Source organism: Parafilimonas terrae (genome assembly GCF_900115755.1).
In the GTDB taxonomy this organism is placed as follows: domain Bacteria; phylum Bacteroidota; class Bacteroidia; order Chitinophagales; family Chitinophagaceae; genus Parafilimonas; species Parafilimonas terrae.
Window position 1 is genome coordinate 176,905 of record NZ_FOXQ01000002.1, and the last position, 20,206, is coordinate 197,110.

At 35.1% G+C, this 20,206-nt stretch carries 18 protein-coding genes and 1 CRISPR repeat array; of the genes, 2 read left to right on the forward strand and 16 right to left on the reverse strand.

The window, feature by feature from the left end; genetic code table 11:
- Positions 1-243: 243 nt before the first annotated feature.
- The 5 genes from BM015_RS05525 to BM015_RS05545 all read right to left on the reverse strand — a co-directional run bounded on the left by BM015_RS05525 (position 244) and on the right by BM015_RS05545 (position 7,026).
- Positions 244-4,299: a hypothetical protein gene (locus BM015_RS05525; protein ID WP_143075761.1), complete on the reverse strand. Its 4,056-nt coding sequence runs from the start codon at positions 4,297-4,299 to the stop codon at positions 244-246.
- Positions 4,300-4,586: 287 nt separating this feature from the next.
- Positions 4,587-5,123, reverse strand: coding sequence for a hypothetical protein (locus tag BM015_RS05530; protein WP_143075762.1), 537 nt, complete (start codon positions 5,121-5,123; stop codon positions 4,587-4,589).
- Positions 5,124-5,199: 76 nt separating this feature from the next.
- Positions 5,200-5,757 carry a hypothetical protein gene (locus BM015_RS05535; protein ID WP_090655708.1) on the reverse strand — a complete coding sequence of 186 codons (558 nt, stop codon included), beginning with the start codon at positions 5,755-5,757 and terminating at the stop codon, positions 5,200-5,202.
- Positions 5,758-5,965: 208 nt separating this feature from the next.
- Positions 5,966-6,487, reverse strand: coding sequence for a hypothetical protein (locus BM015_RS05540; protein WP_090655711.1), 522 nt, complete (start codon positions 6,485-6,487; stop codon positions 5,966-5,968).
- Positions 6,488-6,498: 11 nt separating this feature from the next.
- A complete protein-coding gene (locus BM015_RS05545) occupies positions 6,499-7,026 on the reverse strand; it encodes an NlpC/P60 family protein (RefSeq protein ID WP_177191823.1) in 528 nt (175 codons plus the stop codon).
- Positions 7,027-7,117: 91 nt separating this feature from the next.
- Between BM015_RS05545 and BM015_RS05550 the strand changes: the two genes are divergently transcribed.
- Positions 7,118-9,061 (forward strand): sensor histidine kinase, encoded by a 1,944-nt coding sequence (locus BM015_RS05550; RefSeq protein WP_090655717.1) that lies wholly within the window; start codon positions 7,118-7,120, stop codon positions 9,059-9,061.
- Positions 9,051-9,689 (forward strand): LuxR C-terminal-related transcriptional regulator, encoded by a 639-nt coding sequence (locus BM015_RS05555; protein WP_090655720.1) that lies wholly within the window; start codon positions 9,051-9,053, stop codon positions 9,687-9,689. Before BM015_RS05550 ends, BM015_RS05555 begins: the two co-directional genes overlap by 11 nt.
- A gap of 263 nt (positions 9,690-9,952) precedes the next feature.
- Positions 9,953-11,734: direct repeats of the CRISPR family, unit length 36 nt; unit sequence GTTTCAGTCAAGGAAGATTTGAAATTACTCTCTCAC.
- A gap of 88 nt (positions 11,735-11,822) precedes the next feature.
- On the opposite strand, the gene cas2 is transcribed toward BM015_RS05555, so the two are convergent.
- The 11 genes from cas2 to cas10 form a co-directional block, all read right to left on the reverse strand.
- Complete coding sequence (gene cas2 / locus BM015_RS05560) at positions 11,823-12,128, reverse strand: CRISPR-associated endonuclease Cas2 (protein WP_090655722.1); 306 nt, start codon at positions 12,126-12,128, stop codon at positions 11,823-11,825.
- A gap of 10 nt (positions 12,129-12,138) precedes the next feature.
- On the reverse strand, positions 12,139-12,549 hold the full coding sequence (locus BM015_RS05565; protein ID WP_090655725.1) for a CRISPR-associated endonuclease Cas1: 411 nt from the start codon (positions 12,547-12,549) through the stop codon (positions 12,139-12,141).
- A gap of 4 nt (positions 12,550-12,553) precedes the next feature.
- The gene (locus tag BM015_RS05570; protein ID WP_090655728.1) at positions 12,554-13,288 is read right to left on the reverse strand and encodes a CRISPR-associated endonuclease Cas6; all 735 of its coding nucleotides are present in this window, start codon (positions 13,286-13,288) and stop codon (positions 12,554-12,556) included.
- Between the two features lie 7 nt (positions 13,289-13,295).
- Positions 13,296-13,619 carry a CRISPR-associated ring nuclease Crn3/Csx3 gene (gene crn3 / locus BM015_RS05575; protein ID WP_090655730.1) on the reverse strand — a complete coding sequence of 108 codons (324 nt, stop codon included), beginning with the start codon at positions 13,617-13,619 and terminating at the stop codon, positions 13,296-13,298.
- Complete coding sequence (locus BM015_RS05580; protein WP_090655733.1) at positions 13,591-14,463, reverse strand: hypothetical protein; 873 nt, start codon at positions 14,461-14,463, stop codon at positions 13,591-13,593. Before BM015_RS05580 ends, crn3 begins: the two co-directional genes overlap by 29 nt.
- A gap of 254 nt (positions 14,464-14,717) precedes the next feature.
- Positions 14,718-14,975: an STIV orfB116 family protein gene (locus BM015_RS05585; protein WP_090655735.1), complete on the reverse strand. Its 258-nt coding sequence runs from the start codon at positions 14,973-14,975 to the stop codon at positions 14,718-14,720.
- A gap of 7 nt (positions 14,976-14,982) precedes the next feature.
- Entirely contained in the window at positions 14,983-16,164 is a 1,182-nt protein-coding gene (gene csm5 / locus BM015_RS05590; RefSeq protein WP_090655738.1) for a type III-A CRISPR-associated RAMP protein Csm5, read from the reverse strand.
- The gene (gene csm4, locus BM015_RS05595; RefSeq protein ID WP_090655740.1) at positions 16,154-17,239 is read right to left on the reverse strand and encodes a type III-A CRISPR-associated RAMP protein Csm4; all 1,086 of its coding nucleotides are present in this window, start codon (positions 17,237-17,239) and stop codon (positions 16,154-16,156) included. Before csm4 ends, csm5 begins: the two co-directional genes overlap by 11 nt.
- On the reverse strand, positions 17,236-17,952 hold the full coding sequence (gene csm3, locus BM015_RS05600; RefSeq protein ID WP_143075763.1) for a type III-A CRISPR-associated RAMP protein Csm3: 717 nt from the start codon (positions 17,950-17,952) through the stop codon (positions 17,236-17,238). Before csm3 ends, csm4 begins: the two co-directional genes overlap by 4 nt.
- Before the next feature lie 10 nt (positions 17,953-17,962).
- Complete coding sequence (gene csm2 / locus BM015_RS05605; protein ID WP_090655746.1) at positions 17,963-18,433, reverse strand: type III-A CRISPR-associated protein Csm2; 471 nt, start codon at positions 18,431-18,433, stop codon at positions 17,963-17,965.
- Between the two features lie 3 nt (positions 18,434-18,436).
- Positions 18,437-20,068 (reverse strand): type III-A CRISPR-associated protein Cas10/Csm1, encoded by a 1,632-nt coding sequence (gene cas10 / locus BM015_RS05610; RefSeq protein WP_090655749.1) that lies wholly within the window; start codon positions 20,066-20,068, stop codon positions 18,437-18,439.
- Positions 20,069-20,206: the final 138 nt, after the last annotated feature.

Below are 20,206 nucleotides of genomic sequence, written 5' to 3' on the forward strand. Positions count from 1 at the left end.
AATCTACAGAAACAGAGTTTTGTCTTGAATACTCAGAATAAACAAATAACTGATTAGTTTATTTGAAACCACTACTGCAACAGTTTCAAATAGGCTCACAGGTGTGGCCATCTCATTCTCGTTTCACCAAACATTTTCAAATATAATTGATTGCTTATAGTTATATCGCTAACCATGCCATACAGGTAAACTTTTGATTCTGCGTTCTCAGCAATACACGTTTGGCAATAGTTTATGTTTTACTTAACTGCATTTATTTATTCTATCCGTAAACAAATTATTTATCATAAAATATCTGTCTAAAGCTGCTCCAAAATGGTATGCATTGTCATTAAAATCATCTTCTAAATATATCATTTCATCAAGGCTCTTATTATATTCATCGCCTGTTGAGTGTAATTGTAAAGCCTTTTCATAATTTAATTTTGCCATGCTGAAATAGTATGATGCATCATATAATGAATAAGAATATTCATCTCCAAAAAGATCTTTCAATCCTTCATTTACTTTTTTCAATGATTTCCTATCAACATATTTATTATAAAACTTACCAATTTTATAATAAATAGTAGCTTGATGGCTAAACCCTAGCATGTAATCAGAGCCATAAAAATTTAGTATTCTTATATTATTTACTAAAGCAGATATATATCCTATCATGTGCGTTATTTTATCTTCTTCCTTACTCTCATTTTCTAACCGCAGCCTACATATAAAAGCATAATATTCAAGCTCCATAATACGGCAATGCTGCGTTGCTATAGCGTTATAGGAATTTATTATATCCTCGTAATTATTATAAGCATTGCCTCCTAATTTTTTTGCTATGTAATTATATAATAAATAAATTTCTCTTACTTCCGGATGGTTTGACAGATTACATCTAAAGTATTCATTTGGTGGGAGTGTACTTTGGTCTTTTTTCTCTTTTTTAATTTGATCTATGATTTTTTGCTCAAATTTTTTAGCCATGTGGTTTTCAGTATTTTCAGCATTTTTATTTGCAAATTCCAACAATGGCTTTATGAAATATACCCGAAGAATTTCTAGAAAATAAATAACGGTATCTTCAGTATCAGTTAATGATTCAGCTTTCTCTATTGGTGTCACCTGGCTTTTATCATATAATACAGCTTTTAACAGAATTAAAATTTTTCTTAACTGAAAGCTGGCTGATAATGACCTTCCCCTTCTTACAAAATAAAAAGCAGATAAATAATAATACTTAATTACAAGTACAAGTGAGGGCTTTGGTGATGAATTTAATAAGTTCAAAAATTTTAGGTCAATTCCATTGACACATAAACTACCGGAATAATCAGATATTAAATCAGAAGGTCTTATTTTTTTAAAATTATCTTCTTTAAGAGATGCCAAAATACTATCACCGATTGAAGAAAGTAAGATCGCCAGATACCGAAAATGAAACTTTGTAAACCTTTGTTCCAGCCTAAAGCTATCATTAGTTGTTTTCAAAACGTCTACAATATTTGTCAAATTATACTTACCCCAGTCATATATAAATTCCTTATCGTTCTTATCATGACCAAAAATATTTTTTGATAGTAGCAGCTGCTGCAAAGCTGTAAAATAAAGAGCCAGTGCGAAAACCGGAAAACGGTGTTTGTTATTGTTACTGCTTAACTGCCCCCCATAAATAGTTCTTATTTGTCGCAGATTTTCTTCGATTCTTGAGAATGTACCAGTGGGTAATAAGCCTTCTTCGGGTAAAACAATAGAGTTTCTATAATAGAATAAATTTCCTACGACCAAATAAGTATTCGTTTTTACCAAATACGTTTGATCGTTAATTCCTTTAATCTGTTTTTTGCTTATCTGTTCAATAAGATCAAAAAACTTTCCAACTGAATTGGGAAGTTTTGCAGCAGAATTGCTTTCAATACTCATTTTTTCTTCAGCAACAGCCATAGCAAGAAAAGCCTGATTAGAAACTTGCAACAACTCGATAATTGCAGCTGAAGATATTGTGTTTGTCATTGCAATGTTATGATTTTCATTAGTGGTTAAACTCGCTTTATGAAGCAAGAATTTAATAGCATATTCTGAGGCATCTGAATACCAGGCTAATGCCTGCTCATAAGCAACTATTTTTTCATAGCATAATCCGATTTTCAGCATTGATATTGAGAGCGTAATAAAATCCTGGTATAAAAAATCTTTTATATCCTTATTCCCCAAAGGTTTAATGGCATCAGAATAGGCGACGATAGAGTCATCATATTCCTGATCAAAAAAATGAAGGTCTCCCAAGATATTGTTCATAAGGGCTATTGAATGTACTTGATTGTTTTCTTGAGAAGAATTTTCATTAAACTTTGCATATATACTTCTAAGTTCTTTTATCTTGTTGCGAACATGTGTTTTAATCAGAAAACTTTCATCTAAAGTAAAATTGAATGCTGCTGATTCAGCCTCAAAAAGCTTAGACTGATAACTCAACTCATTCAATGTTCTGTTATAAAATTTATAATTGAATAATCCAACTTCAGTTTCCTTAACATGGCTGTTTTTCAAATATTCCACAACTGCTTTCAAGTGCTCTTTTGTTGTAGGTGTTTTATTTGTTGACAAAACTTCCGGGATTAACTCGAGGCTCGAAATATTAAAGCCAAAAGGATGAAACTTTAATAAATGATCAAATAAATAAGATGTAGATACTATAATATTATCACTGTATTGCTTAAAATTTCTTCCGTATTTAATGAGAAAAGGCCGGTACAAATAGTTTATAAAGCCAATCTTATATTGTGTGTGGTAATTAAAATATAAATACCTCTTTTTTTCATTACTGATATGCTTTGATTTGAAAACAATTGTTCTTCCTTTACCTTCTTCTTCAACTGGGACATCTTTTCTTATGAATTCATGAATAGTTTTAATTAACTTCTTCGGGGATCCGTTGGTTCTATAAGTTAAATAAATAATGAAGTTTTGAAGCAAAAGGCCAATTTTATAAGTTTCACAAGCACTATTATCATTATCTATAACACATTTAAAAAGATCTTTTTCTTTTTTACGGTCGATTTCAGCGCCGAAAATAAGCCCGCATAAATATCTTTCAATTGTTTTACTCAATGAGGTAGTATTAACATCCCTATCTTTCAAAAAACTATCAACATTAAAAACATAATTAAAAATGCTGCCCAATGACGACTGACGATCTGCAACGTCTGCTAAAGATGCGTCAAACATTTCTCTCCCCGCGATAAAAACAAAACTTGCTTCTGCAGTAGTTATGAAATTTTTTAAGCCTGCAACTAAATTTATTACTGCCTGTTTCCTGTTTCTTTGTGATTGCAGGTAGTTATTATTCCAGTTTTCATTTTTTGTAAAATCAATTTCCTGATAATAAGAAGTTGTTGGCGTTGGCGGATCTATTTTGTCTAATTCGTCAAAAACAAACATGAAATTGAACCGTCCCTTTAATTTTTTTATAATATTGGATAACGCGTATTCAATTTCCTTTGAAGTGGCAGCGGGCAGCGTTTCCGACCTTTTCTTTGATCTTCCAGCATATGGGAGATTGAATAAAGTAAATAAAAATTCATTTGAATGCGCTTTTTCTGAGGTAACAGAAGCATAACAACGTTTATTTAAAAAGGTTAATTTATCTTCCAAATCCGAGTTGAAATTCTCAACCTCATCTTTTCTTTCATTAAAGGATTTTTTTTTGAACAGAAAAAAATATCTGCGAAAAATCAAGATAAGTATAAGCCAACAGGCAGCTTTCAAACTTATTTCTAATAAATCAATAAAAAGAGAAGGTTCAAACGGAATAATAAAAAAGTTCTTTATTAAGGTTGGTTTCCAGATGCCTATAATAAGTAGCCCTAAAAATATAATTGTTAGCGTATTCCAAAACTTGTTCTTTCTTGCTTTAACCCTCTTTATAAAATTTTCATTCTTTTTCTCATCAGAATCAAAATATTTGTCATTTACCTGTGCTACCATAATTCTCAAAACATCTATTTCAGTCAGTAGGGATTGAGCGAGGTTTAAAAAAACCGGTACTATTTTTTTTGAAGATCCTGGTCCATTATATTTTTTTATTACTCTATTTACAAAACTGGTTTTACCGCTCCCGCGGTATCCGGTAACAAGGTATGCCCCCTTATTATTGTTAAGAAATTCCAGGAATTTACTCTCCATTTCTTCTCGTTCAAAATACATTTTAAACTTGTCTGAACTATCTTCGTAAGAGTAAGGTGTATTTGTTAACTCGTAGTCATCATTAATAGGGATACGAACGTTCTTTATAAAAAAGTCAGGTACAGGCATAGCATTAGTTTTTAGTTATAAATAGGTTTAGCAAACAATATATCAGCAGTAGTATTAAATTCAATAAGCGACGTGTCGCAGTGATGAATTACTAAAAATAAAAAGTTTTATCAATTTATTCCTTTTTAGCAGTGCTTTATTTTTGTATGTCATTTTTCCTTTCAAGATTGAATTGTCCCTAATTGCATTTGCCGAACAGCTAAATTCATTTCTTTTCATATAAAGAAAGGCTGCCTCTGTATTTTGGGCAGCCCGTTTTTTAAAAGGGCGGTATGGGCTTAGTAAGTTTAAAAATTAAATCCTAACCGTATTAGTCCGGCCGATAAAGAGCTGCCTGATAATGCAGTAGATTCATATCTTACTCCTATCTCGAAAGAACCGAATTGGGCACCCACGGCCGGGGCATACGTAAAGCCGCTTTGATTAACACTTACAAGCCCCCCATCGTAATCTTCAAAATAATATTTCATGGTGGAAAACCCCAATTCCCCCATAACAAAAAAATGTTCGGCAAATACATATTTGTATCCTGCCTTAACAGGTATTTGAAGCCCTGCTTTAAGGTCTTCATCATCGAAATTTTTTGGCAGGAATGCAATACCACCCGAAGTTAATGTGACAAAACCGGGCCCAAGTTTATAGGAGGCACGTGCAGTAATGCCGGCAGCGAAATTGTACACGTCCTTAAAATCTCCGGTTAAAAGGCCTGCTTCCAGCCCAAAACCGAAGCTTAGTTTTTCGTCGCTCTTTTGTGCATGTGCATTGTTGGTATTTAGAATTAATAATGCAGTTATAAACGTGAAGAAGAAAATATGTTTATTCATTTTTCTGTATTTTAAATTGTTAGTTTGATATAACATTAAGTTGCTCAACAGGATAGAAGACAGCCAATTTGCATTATTAATTATTAGCAGTAATCGTTGTATCTGCCGGTGTTGTTTCAGCCTTTAGTTTTGCGTTTTTCATATTGGGTATAGCTGTTCCAATAAGATATTTGGTATAACTAATGCAATACTGGATAGCCTTACGTGCTTCGTTTAAATTTTTAAGTGCGGTGGGAATTTTGAGAACAGGCACATGCAGGTCTTTTATGTTGGCAATCATATCAGCTACATTTTCCGCCAGGTCAGGCGCAGTTGAACCCACGATGCCTATTGCGTTTGAGCATTCATCAATTTGCGTTAAAAGCATTGAAGGGTCTGGTATGGAGCCTTGCAACTGGCCCTGGATGCCTTGTACCTTTGTATCAATTTCATCAACGCTTTTTAATAAAGTAAAGCTTGATGCAACAACACCATCAATAGTGCTTACATTAACATTGTGAAGATTGGTAGAAAATTTTGGCCGCTGGGGCGCCTGTGAAACTTTACTGGTTTCCTGTGCATTTACTGTAATCATTAAAAAAGAGAATACCATCAACTGGCTAAATAATTTTGAAAGGTTTTTAATCGTTGCCATAAAATAGTTTTTAAGTTTGTAAAATCAGTTTAAAGAATTGGTTGATGATTTTGGATTTGCTTAATCATCCATCAATCTTTAACAAAACTATTTTTGACAAACACCCTTTCCTATACCCACTAACCCTGATATTTTTACTGTTTTATATATTCAGTTATAGAATATTAAATTATAAGAATTAAAACATAAATAGGCGCAGGGGTTCTATTTAATTATTAAAATGATAGCAGCAGCAAAACAGTAACATCAAAATAACATCCCAAACAAATACAGAAAGTAAAAACCACCCCAAAGCCCATCTGTGTTTTTTTACATGTTCCATCAATAGTATTTTGGACCCGCCTTGTCGCACACTTGAATAGATGTATTTAAAAAAATCATTTTTAACAAATACATCCGGGATAATAATTGGGACCTTGAAGGATTGTAAAAACTCAAAATCTTTTACCCTTATCCTGTGCAAAGGGAAAAGGCATTTATAACAATACCATACAAATTCAATACAACTGAAAGAATCGAAGTTTTCAAAATCAAATTTTAAATCGTAAGGCGTACCTATTAAAGATTTAGCCCTGTTTGTAACGGCTTTGCGATACATCTTCAGGATATCTGGGTTGCCCTCAAAATCATAAGTATTTTGAGGTTTTGCATTTTCCATCAGCGTATTAAAGATCAGTAGCTCGTTATCTAAAATATTTTTTTCATCATCAGGCCTGCACTTACCATCCATTATATACTTTTTTATTTTTCTTCTTCAGGAGATACGCTGAATGAGAACCTGAGAACAGCTATGTCATCGCCATTGCAAAAATCATCAAGCGATGTTGCATGCACATTTCGCTGAGACGTGCAATGCAAAATCTGTGAAGTCGCGCCATTGTAGTCATCAACATAAATGCCTGCATGTGTAAAGAAACTATTTTCAGAAAAAACAAATTCATCTATATATCTGCTATACCTTCTTAAGAATATATCGCCTGGTTGTAAATCTTTTTTGATAGTGTCAATATCAACTCTTTTCTTTCGTACAGGATGGGGCCTGTAGCTAAACCAGAAAGGAAACCAGAGCGTGTACTTACTGTGGGCCATGATGGCCCTGAAGCCTTTTTTTCCATGAGAAACACAATACAATAAAAAGCAGCCAACAGGAAATACGGCAAGTACAGACGGAATAGTATCCGGCATCTTTTTAGACAGTTGTTTTACCGAAAAAATAATGGTTAAGTGCAAGGCTGATATAATAAAGAAGGGAAGCCATAACTTTCTCAAGTAAAATATTGCATAATCCCGGGTCTGTTTTTTAAGCAGCATATCAAAAAGAATTATTTTAATAATTAATTTTAGATAAACTAATTAGCTGATGGCCTGCCCTGAAAAAAAGGTAACACTCATTTTAATACTGCTGTTCTTTCTGCATGTTGGGAATACGTTATTGGGGCAACAGATCATTTCTCATAAAAATACGGTTAAAGCTTTCAGCCTTTCATCTTTATCGTATTACCAAACCAATAATAAAAACGAAACACTCAAAAATATTGTCAGCAGTTATCGCTCCGGCCAGTTTACGGCTGTAGTTTCAAATGTACTAAATGCAGGCATACCGGGGCAATATTTCTGGGTTCATTTTACAGCTTTTAATGCAGGGGATTCTTCGGAGGCAATGATTATTGATATTAATAATTCCAGATTGAATGAAATAGAATTGTTCAGGCTAACGCATGATACCCTGTTGTCTTTGGGCAAGCTCGGAGATTTTTACCCTTTCGCTGAACGGCCTGTGCCACATAAGGACTTTATTTATACTGACTCTTTATCCGGTAATCAAAGAAGTGAATATTTTCTTTTTATAAACCAGGTGGGCCATACATTTAATTTGCCTATTAAACTCTTTGATGTACGGGATTTCAGGTCAGCTACTTTCAAAGATTATTTGTTTGATGGCTTTACTTATGGCGTCTTATTAGCTATTGCTATACTAAGCCTTTTTTTCTTCTTAAATTCAAAGCATTACCTGTACCTGTATTACGGCCTTTACCTTATAACCGGGATATTATGGTTTCTAAGCTATTTTGGGCTAGGCTACGAATATATATGGGGTAATTACCCGCCTTTAAATACAGCCATGGCGCCTTCAATGGCTTCCTTCAACATCTGCCTTAACCTTCAGATATGCCAGATATTTTTAAAGTTATATAGTACAAACAGGTTACTCGATAAACTTGCCGGCTTTACAAAATATGTGCTCCTGTTCATGGCGGTATTTCCGTTTTGCATTAACCTGAACGCATACGGCTACGTAATAAACCACACTTATCTCGTGTGTTTTCTTTTTACCATCCTGTTAGCAATGGTTATAGTGCTGATAGCTGTTGTCATTTATTCACTGCAGGGCATACTTACTGCCAGGTTCTACCTGGCCAGCAGCTTATTGAAAGCAGGAGGAATTATTAACCTGGCCTTGCTTGAACTGGGTATAACGCCTGCCGCATTTAATATGGAAGAGCTATTACAAACCGGCATTTTTATAGAAATAATTTTATTAACCTACGCATTGGCCCTCCGGTACAGCAGGTTTAAATCCAAAACATTTATAAAGGTGATTGAAGCGCACGAGAATGAACGGCTGCTTATTTCAAAAGAGATACATGATGGAATTTCCAGCGCTTTAACAGGAATAAACTTCGGAATACAAAATTTTACAAGGGATATAACAGGGCTTACAAATGAAAATAAGGCCAGGCTGGATAAAATATTAGAAGAATTAGATAAGGTGCAGGTGGAAGCCAGGCATATTTCACATAATACAATGCCTGATTATATAGATTCCAATCCAATTGCAGTGATCGTTGAAAAATACATTGCAGGAATGCAGGAAAAATTAAAACAAAATGCAAATGGTGTATCATATATCAATATTCATTTTTCCTGCAACAGGCAGCTAAAGCCTTTTTCCGAAGCTGTGAAGTTGAATATATTCCGGATTGTGCAGGAGATTTTGAACAATATTCTAAAACATTCAAAGGCTTCAAAAGCCGATATACTTTTTTCATTTAATAAAAAGGAAGTGGTTATGTATGTGGAAGATGATGGCATTGGTATAACCCAGGAGAATAGTAAAAAAGGGGGAATGGGCATGAAAAACATACATACAAGGGTTACGCTGCTTAATGGAGACCTGGAAATAAAATCACCCGTGTATAAACATCATCCTGAACAGGAAGCTCCTGATTATGGCACACTGATAAAAATACGCATTCCTTACAGGGACAATACAATAAAAACCGTAACAGGCTATGACTACTGAAGAAAAATATAAATTCATTGTTATTGACGACCACCCCTTTACAAGAGATGGTATTATCGGCTATGTAACTGCCCATGAAGAATTTGAATTCATTGGTGAATTTGGAGACACAAGGTCTGTTATAAACTCAACCTTTGCAGGCAGGCCCGATATAATAATTTTGGATTTAAACCTGCCCGGCATTGATGGTGCAAAATCGTGTGGCCTGCTTAAACAAAAGTTTCAGAAGTGTAAAGTTGTTGCTTTTACACAATATGAAGGAATGGAAAAAGAACTGGAAAAACTGGGCTTTGACGGTTATATAATAAAATCGGAGAAAGATTCGCTGGTTCCGGTACTGCTGGCAGTGCTTAATGGCGAAAAGTATTTTAAAACCAGCGCTAAAAAAAACGTGCATACATCTGAGAAGCTGAACAAGCTGGATGATTATTTAAAGTTTAAAGAATTAACCAGCCGGGAGATAGAAGTGGCAGAACTTTTGGCTGAAGGCTTTTCCAACAGGGAAACAGGTGAAAAGCTAACGATATCTGAAAGCACTGTTGAAACGCATAGAAAACATATCCTTGAAAAATTAGGGGTGAAATCAAAAAGCGAGCTTTTTGCATTGTTAAAAAAACACCTTGAGTAAACGGTTAACCGTTTACAGTTAAACCGCCAACCGCCTGTTTCAGTCAAGGATAAATTGAAGTTACTCTCTCACTAAGTGGCAAGTCCATGGCCGACAGTCAACCGTCCACGGTTAAACCATTAACTATCTGTCAGTTCATATTCAAAAATGGCTTTTATTTCTGTGTACTATGGTCTATGGACTATCAGCTTTCAACCAGTCAAGGATAAATTGAAGTTACTCTATCACTTGGAGAAGTATTGGGAACCTTATTATGATTAATGGTTTCAGTCAAGGAAGATTTGAAATTACTCTCTCACGAATAATGTTCCCATTGACTATTGTCTTCAACATGTTTCAGTCAAGGAAGATTTGAAATTACTCTCTCACAGAAAATTGCGGTTAATGCAACTGTTTCCAACACTGTTTCAGTCAAGGAAGATTTGAAATTACTCTCTCACACAAGGTTGCTGCTGAACCAAAAGCAGACGTAACAAACGAACAAGTTTCAGTCAAGGAAGATTTGAAATTACTCTCTCACTCCTGCAAAGCAGGTGGAATATGGAGTATTGGGTTTCAGTCAAGGAAGATTTGAAATTACTCTCTCACTTTATATTGCTTATCGCACTTGGCTTTATTATATGTTTCAGTCAAGGAAGATTTGAAATTACTCTCTCACATTTAAAACCTATTGAGCCAAAAGACAAGAAAGAAGTTTCAGTCAAGGAAGATTTGAAATTACTCTCTCACCTGGATTCCGCATGCATTACCTTCGAATTGATTACGTTTCAGTCAAGGAAGATTTGAAATTACTCTCTCACTCGAGGTTTTCTTCTATAGAAAAACCTCTAAAAAGTTTCAGTCAAGGAAGATTTGAAATTACTCTCTCACAAGTTTAGAGGACCTTGACCGGCCTCTGGATTTGTTTCAGTCAAGGAAGATTTGAAATTACTCTCTCACTTTCAAAGCTGGATGTTTATGCGCGTTGCAGAACGTTTCAGTCAAGGAAGATTTGAAATTACTCTCTCACTTGTATTACTTGCGGTATCTTATGCGGGGATTTTGTTTCAGTCAAGGAAGATTTGAAATTACTCTCTCACAAAGAGTTGGCTGCAGGTTCCAGGTTGGACTTTGTTTCAGTCAAGGAAGATTTGAAATTACTCTCTCACGTTAATCTGGAAATTCTGGAATCCAAAATATTGTTTCAGTCAAGGAAGATTTGAAATTACTCTCTCACAACTTTATGCAACCCCTGAATCGGATGATGCAGGTTTCAGTCAAGGAAGATTTGAAATTACTCTCTCACTGAATTGGATCAAAGTATTGGAAGACCGTTGGTTGTTTCAGTCAAGGAAGATTTGAAATTACTCTCTCACGATGCTGCCGCCGGCAGTGTTACCGCTTTAAAAGTTTCAGTCAAGGAAGATTTGAAATTACTCTCTCACATAGCTAGAACATATGCAGCATTATGTATGAAGTTTCAGTCAAGGAAGATTTGAAATTACTCTCTCACAGGAATAGCGGTTGGAACAACAGAGGTTGGAATGTTTCAGTCAAGGAAGATTTGAAATTACTCTCTCACATCTATGGAGCAAGCATAGCAAGGCTAACGGATGTTTCAGTCAAGGAAGATTTGAAATTACTCTCTCACCAGGGTGCCAGCGTGAACGGGAAATTTAAAAAGTTTCAGTCAAGGAAGATTTGAAATTACTCTCTCACTGGCAATTTTGGAGTCCAAATTCCAAATAAATTGTTTCAGTCAAGGAAGATTTGAAATTACTCTCTCACTATAATGGGGCTATTTTTATCCGGATTAGTAGTAATGTTTCAGTCAAGGAAGATTTGAAATTACTCTCTCACAGAGAATTGATTATTTAATTTCTCTATCACCTGTTTCAGTCAAGGAAGATTTGAAATTACTCTCTCACATTCTTTGGTGTAGTAGAGCAAAACAGTAAATGTTTCAGTCAAGGAAGATTTGAAATTACTCTCTCACGGAAATGTGACTGGAGCGCCTACTCCGCAGGTACGTTTCAGTCAAGGAAGATTTGAAATTACTCTCTCACCGCTAATGTAGCATAAATAGTTTTAAACCATCCGCTTGTTAAACAAAAATTTGTGCGCACAATAAGTTGTTTTGCCATATACGGGGTTTTAATAATACAAAGTATGCACCTTACCTGTTACCCAGTCTATGTCAAATCCTGTTCCATGCATTTCAGCCTGTTTGAACATTTTTTCGCTCTGCGGTATGGCATACAGTTTATCGCCGGCTTCAGCATATTTTAAAAAAATACCTTCTATTTTCTTTTTCCGGTTACGCCATTGGGCAATGGTGGCAGTTCCTGCAAATACGCTGTATTGTATGCGGGTAAAGCCAAACCGTTCCAATTCTTTAGCCAGCTTTGTGCGCCCTTTATCGTTATTCATATCATAACTGATAATTAAAAGTATGTCCATAATACAGGTTTTAAGCTTTATGGTTCTTTACCGCCTGTGCCAGGCTGCTGCATAATGCGGTAACCTGGTCGTTTCGGGCTATGCGCCGCTTGTTCAGCAGTGTTTTTTCCATAAGAAATGCATTAAAGGAAGTTACCAGCAGTTTCCTGCATGTTTTTTCAAGCGTCATTTTTTCTTCGCCATATTTAAAATGTGCGCTGGTAAGCGCGTTGTTCCTGAAAAGGGTTACCAGCAGCAATTCGGCCCAGGGCCTGAAGGGCTCAATACAATCATATACGAGGCTTTTTTTATTATATCCTTCGGCATGCATAAGGCCAACCATGGGGTCGAGGCCATAGCAAAGTAAAGCGCCTTCTACTTTGCCATATAAAATGCCGTATACAACATGCTGCCTTAATTCCTTGTTTTTCCAATATGTCAAAGAGCTATGGCAAAGTGGTTACCAGTTCATCCTCCTTCATACTGCGGCTGGTTTGCCAGCCGTAACCCAGCCGGGTTTGCCTGCCCAGTGCAATGCCATCGGGCATTTGCAGGTTGCTTGTATAATCAAGCGTAAAGCCAATAACATTATGCTCTTTAATTTTTACCCACTGACTGTGCCATACCCAGTAAATGGAAGCATTAAGCTTTTCTTTATCCAGCTTAAAACCGGCGGCCTTGCAAAACATGGCGATATTATTTTTAAGCAATTCTTCAAGCCGCTCTATGCGTTTGGCTGCATTGGGCAAAGCCTGCCAGGCTTTGGCATTGGCGGGGTTAAGCGCTGCAAAGTAGTTGAGCGAATATTTGTTTTGTTCGTTGCCGTTTAAAAACCCAAGTTCATTTATTACGGTGCCTGTTCCTGCCGGTATTATGCGGCATTGTGTGCCGCGAAACTGGAAGCCCCGCAGCATTTCATGCATCATTATTTTCTGCAGTATGTCAGCACCTTTGTTCATGCCCCAGAGCATGAGCTTATCTTTTGGCAGGCGCAATTGTATTAACGGATATTCCTGCTTTTTAAATTCTGGGTCTTCTTCTGTTTCGTGGTTGTGTATAAAACCATGCTCAGCAAAGCCTTTTTTTTTCAGCCAGGTGCCAAGGGCTTTTTTTACAGCCTCGAGGTCCTGGTGCTGCAGATGAATATTTGTTTGTATGGTAGTGATGGAGAGGGGGTGCATGGATTGATCAATCGTTGCTTTTTATCAGAGAAGATTCAATTGAGATAATATCACCAACTTTATATTGACTGGCATGCGATTCCACTACAACTGCACCTTGTAACCGGGGATCATAAGTAGCCACAAATTTTGTAGGATGATAAAAATGTGTTAGAAAGCAATACAGCCAAACCGGCCCCCTTCCTGAAAGTATTACTCCTTTGTGTGCAAAGTCTTCTGTAATAGCATCGGGAGGCGCTATTGTTTTCAAAACAAAAGGTTCAATATCGTCTTCCAACACGAAATTTATAATACTGAAGTTTTCAGTTGGATTGCTGCTGAATTTGATCATTTAATGAATCTTGATATTCTTTTGTTAATTTAGTTATTTCGTCCTTAAGTTTTGTGAGTTCCGGATTATCAATTATCCTATAATAGGTTTGCAATTCATCATTTACAGTATTGTCTTTTGGATTATTACGTTTTAATAGTGCATTCTTCTTTTCAAGTATGTCAACGAGCTTAAGTATTGGAGGGGTTTCTACTTCTCCATGCTTTTTAATATGATTATACGCCTGTTCTTTAGATAATGGCTCCGTAGGGTGCTCATCAAGTGATCCTTGCTTATAACCTAAACTTACATCATCTTGGATCCAGAAAACATAGTGTTTTTCTAAAAGAGGATTTGTTGTTGGCAGTTCTCTGAGGTAGATTGTAATTTCATAATGCATAAAGGAATGTATGTTATTTTCTTTATTAGCTGGATTTTCTTTTGGTTCTAAAGATGTTATATATGGATAAAAACTAAGTTGACGTTCTTTGCTAATTTGTGCACCTATTTGCTGAGCCCATTGTCTTATATCTGCCTCACTGCTTAAATAAGCCTCAAAACAAGACATTATATACTTTTTATCGTATTTGAAATGAACCGTAAGTTTTTTCGATAAAGATTCTGTACGACGTTTATCTAAATAGGCAAACCATAAACCTATTCCAACTACTAAAGTTGATATAGATATAACGGTATCAATATACGCGCTATAAAAATTTGAAAAAGACTCTCCTAACGACCAACTTAAAAAAACAATAACTATTGTTACAAATAAAACAAGTAGTCCAATTTTAAGTTCTCGCTTATAATGTTTTATTGCGAATTGAAAGTTCCTTCTAAAAAATGATGGCCTCGGATTTTGCATAACTTATTAGTTTGGCTTTTTTAAACATTTTGAATTACTTTAGTTAGTATTTGGTAATACGGGCCGGTTTTATAATGTTGCAGCGCTCCGAATAAAATTGAAGCAACAATTATTACAATACCTGCGTAAAATTGTATACTTAAAAATTTTGTGGAAGTAATGTATTGTAAAAACCTTTTTTTCATAATAAAGTAATTTGTACTCTTTTCAATAGCCCGAATTCATATTCTTCTGATTCACTTAAATCTCCTGCTTCAACAGCCTGTCCTTGAAGAAGTCTTTTTTATTTTAAATACTAAGGCTGTTTCTTCCTTTTGTTGCCGGTATTCTATTCTGTTAAAAGCTATTTCAAAACCCATTAGCTGTGAGAGCAAGGTGGCATTCCCTTCATGACTGATTGCTGATATAAATCCTTCTTTTAACAATAACTCTCTGGCTTTTGCTAATGTTATTTCTTCATAAGTATAACTGCCAAATGCTGTAAGCGCAGAGAAGTTTAAAATATTTATCATTCAGTAATTATGAGAGTTCAACCCATCCTAATGGTTCCTGTCCAATACTTGTAAGCACACGTGTAACAGGATAAAAACTGGATATATCCTTTTTGAATTTATTGCAGTATCTCAGGTAATTATTCCATTCCCTGTTTTCATCGTCATAGTCAAAATATTTTAAAATTGATAAAGCTATAGTTTGATAGAATTGCAGTTTGCCAAAGCCAAGGCGCAAAAAAGCCTTTTGATTATTGCTTTCTTCTATAGCGCTTTTAATGCGGCCTAAATGAGAGTCATATTCTTTTAATCTTGCAGTTACTTTATTGCTGCTCATTATAAAATATTCATGTTCTAACACACTGAGAGATGCCTTGTTTATAGTAGCAAATAATTTTTGTTTAGATGTTATTTCCCTAAATGCAAAATGATGTTCTTGTTTTTTTACAGAATAAAAATCAAGGTATATACTTGTTTGAAAAGCATATTGCTTTGGTATGCATTGCTTCAAAACGCTGATTGAAGAATCTGCCGTTTCTGCTTTAAATAAATTAAATCTATCTACTTTGTATATTACGATGTCAGAGAGTTCTATCGAATTGGTATCAGGTATTCTTAAACAACTGGCCGGCATTCTCGCATTTCCCTTTAAAACACCAAAAAGCTTTTCTTCAACATCATGAATATAACTTTCTTCTACTTTCCAGGTATTATTATTAACAACTGCTTCATTTAACGCATCTAAAAATTTATCAAGTATATTATCGCTTTCTTCTTCTCCGGAATTTAACCAATTCAGAAGTAAAATTGTTTTTATAGCGCCCTTTAAACTGCTTCCTGGCACAAATGGCTTCCCCTCAGTTTGCAGGCAACAATCAATTTTAATAGGATTGTTTATCCCGAAACTTTTAAAAATTATTTTTTCTGAAAGAGCACTAATTTCTTCGTCTAAAAAAGTTTTGGCAAAATTGCTGAGTGCATTAGTTTTATTTTCATTTGCTATTGCTGTGGCAAACTTTACGTATTCATTAGTTCTGTTTTTCTTTTGAATTAATTGGGAAAACGCATCCTGGTTTATTAAGTGGATATTTTTTTTGTCATCCATCCAATAATCTGCCAATGGGCTAAGCACTTCTCCACTGCCTATATGCAATGGCGTAATTGTTTTTATTGTAACAGGCATGTGTACCCCTAATGCTTCAGTCTTCATAATCAGGTATCCATTTTGAACGTACGGGCAGGCAAATAGCTTTACCAAGCCTTAAATAAGATTTATCAGCGCCGGGGCTTACATCGGCAAGCTGGCCTTCTGCACTCTTCTGTATTATTGCGCCTTCGCTTATCATTCTCACCGTTTTTAAATACTGGCCTTGCCCTTCATTTTTGCCGAGCCGCCTTCCTCCGCGCATGATGGATTTGAAATAAACCAGTTTATTAAGATCGGAATGCATGGGTGAAAAAAGTGAAACAGTACAATTCATATGCTGGTCTGCATCATTCATATAAATATTCCATTCGTTAACTTCAACTTTTTCAATCTTGCCAATGGTGCTTCTTTCAGCGCCAATTCCTGTGTAAGGCAGCATATCTAATACCAGCTTTAAATTCTGGTACAAAGCATTATCTTCATTACAATCAAGAAGAAAATAATAATGAACGAGAATATCTTCGGCTACATCTGAATTGTCGCATATTTCAGTTACAGTTAACTGGAAAATGCCACGTTCTTCTTCAGTATCCCTTACACGTACCTTGGGCAGGGTTTCTTTATTTACAACTGCCAAAGATTGCACTAAGTTACCTGTGGTTTCACCGGGAATATTTATCTCATCTTTATCTAATATAAATACCCGTCTTCCAACTGTGCCTCTGCCATTAACTTCTTTTCTTCCAATCTGTATATATTGCTGAGAGCCGGATAAATCCGGAGGGTTTTGTATGCTTTCCCATACCTTTTTTGAAATATATTCTATACTGCGATAATTCTTGTAATTGTTTGAATCAAACAGGTTAAAAGATATGGGCTTGGGCAGGAACCATACAAAATTTCCATTTTGTTGTATACATGGAAAGAGTGAAGATATTTTTACTTTTCCATCCTCAAAAGCTTTTACAAGTTCATTGGCATCGCTGAATATATCCTGCCAGGTATTTACCAGGGCTGCAAACAGTGTATCTGAATGCATAATTTCATCGCTTTCACTCAAAGCGGTGTCACTATCCGGGGCGTATCTTCCAAAATGAAAGCAGCTTCCGCGTTTGCAATAAAGTGTTACTGACTTCATGCCTGTACTTTTTCATTGATAGGTTCAGCAAATTTTTTGAACATTTCAGTATATTCATTAAGGTTCATATCAGTTAATTCATTATTTGCCCACTTTTTTCCTTTTAATTCCAGGGAATATATTTTAACCTTTCCCGAGCCGCGGCTACCATGCCCCCCGAGGTAATCATATTCAAGTAATTCAAAAGCATTGGTAAGTGTTTCCAGGAATTTTTTAAGGTTATCATTCTCATATATGTCAAGCATCATTTCAAAATTAAAAACAGCCCCTGCCGGCACGCGTTCAATTGTTCTTGGATGTTGTGCTTTTCCGGTACTCCTGTTAATTACATTTTCAGTTTTGGTTTCACTGTATTCAAAATCCCTTTTGTTTTTATCAGGAAAGTCTTCATTAAACTTTGCAACATCAAGCGTTGCGTCTCTCACAAACAGCCTGGTAATTAATTTTGAATCTTTACCACCACTCCCGCCAAATAAATCAGTAACGATCTGTCCATCCATTTTTATACTTTCCCATCCGTTCGGCTTAGCTAATAATGATCTGAGTTTTCCTTTTAGGGAGCTTCCGGGCAGGTAAGGAACGCCCCTGGCGTCTTTTATAATATTTAAATCTACGCCGCCAATTTCGAGCGAAGATTTATTACCTCCTATTCGTAAACCGGTATGACAAAATAATTTCCCTTTAATAATAATCTTACTGGTAAGCTTTAACATTGTTAATAATTTAATCTTTTGAATAAAATTTGTGATAAGCAACCATACTCTCCATTATGTAGTGTAAGCCATTTATTTTTTTACTTATTTTTTCTTTATCTTGACTTAGATCAATAGATTTTATGACGTCATCTAAAACTGTAATGATGATTTTTCCATCATCATCTTTCTGCCGTGCCCCTATATAAGCAAGTTTGGGTCTTAGTAGCTGTAATTCATTAAGCTTTTTCACCGCATCTTTTTCTTTCAAGTCTTTAATTAAGGAAAAAATGTTTCGAATTTGGTGTGCAGTAATACCAGAGTTTTTTTCCATCAAACTTTTAATTGATTCTATTCCGGCTTTTATTTCAGCAGTGCTCGATTCTTCAAACAACAACATATTTTTAATTGCGGGGGTATATTTATCTGCAATTTTTGAAATTGAATCTGAAGAATTTGGTTTTTGATTTCTATTATGGTTTTTATTGTAATCTTTTGACATGATTTAATTTTTATTTCTGTTTAGTAATTCGGTCCATCTTGCTGCGACAGGCATTACTTGGGATATTTCCTTGCCTGGTGAAAAATGCTCCCATATATACCTTCTGTAATAACCATTTTTTTCTGAAAAAAACTTATCGTGCAGGCCGGACGTATTGAAATAGGGTTTATGCCTTATGTCTCTGAAGCTGTAAATAAATCTCCATAATACAGAAGGATTAAAAGGCTTTGATTCTTTGCATTTTTGCCAATAAATCTTGTCACTGCCCTCAAAAGAGTTTATAATTCTGTGAAGAAAAGCATTTGATTCATTATATTCATTTATCATTTCATTCATAGTGTCTTTAACTTCAATCAACTCATAGAATTCTTCCCAGGAAAAAACATGGCCCATAAAGCTTATATTATTTTTCATTTGTTCGCCCGATGCATCAAACTGTTCGTTGGCTTTTGTTGCTTTTGCAGTTTTAAGATCATCTTCAACTATTTCAGCAAAACGTACAACGGGAAAATGTGAATCAACGAGTATAATTGCTGCAGAAAGCGTAATTGGTTTTGTAAATACGTTTATCTTCTTTCTTATTTCAGTTTCAAACTTGCTAAACTCTTTTTGCAACTTTATGGCAAACTCAATAATAGCATCCCATGCCCCAATAAAAAAGCAATCATCGCCACCGGCATAAACTGTATAAATATTATCTTTCAATCTGTATTTTTCATTGTTTATTGTAACAGTACTATCAAGTAATTTTATAATTGCCTCTCTGAAAAAGAATTGCATTTTTTTAGACAAAAAAGCATTCTGCTCTTTTTGATTTAATTTTTGGAACAGCTTTCCAAGATTATCTATATCTAATTTTAAGATTCCAAGGTTATCTGTTCCTGTTCTTTTTTTTGCAAACGCTGCGAGGTACTCAAATGAGATTATATTATCCTTTTTAGGAGCTGCATATTCATCTTCATCGTCCTGAAGTTTTATCTCCGTTATCACATCCTGGTAGTTGAATAATAGGTCGCTATTCCATGTAGGCAAAGGGATTAGAAAACCGGAAGGCCTATTATTAAAAATAATTTTTTGATTTAATAGGGCTACGCCTTCTCCTGTAACCAGTTTTCTGTTGTCGTTATTATCTTGTCTTATCTCAAATGAATTATTGCGGGCGTAAGTTGAAGTTAATGACATGAAGTCTGACTGGTTTTTATGAAGACCGGCATTGGGTAAAAACACATTAATGTCATTTACTCCAAACCTTAATTTATTACTGTTAAGTTTTTCATTTAAAGACTTAATAAAAATCCCAAAGGCTTGTCGATTATCAAAAAAACTGTAAGAAAAGCTTGCGGTTAGCTGGTAAGGTAACAGAGCTTTGATAATAAGGCTTGTTTTTTCTGAGTATGCTTTTCTAAATTCTTCCTCATTTATGTTTTCAATGCCTGTTTCAAAATAAACATTACCGCCACCCGTAAAAATTTTGTTTCCCTTTGGAAATGATTCCTCAAATATTTTTTCAATAAGATAGCAGCAAGCTTCTATGGTAAAGGATCGCGCCTTTAGCGCTTTAGCAGCACCTTTGCTTTGAATGTTAAAGATAAAATCCTGTATTCCGTTTATTTCAGCTTTAATAATGTACGACATAATAAATTATCTTTTGAGAGTTCGGTTAAACTCACAATCCAAAAACATTTCCATCAATTAAAGTTTTTATTAAAATAAGAAAAGCGAAAGCAATCCTATGGTTTATGGCAGTTTTTCTCAGGAATCGGTTTACGTATT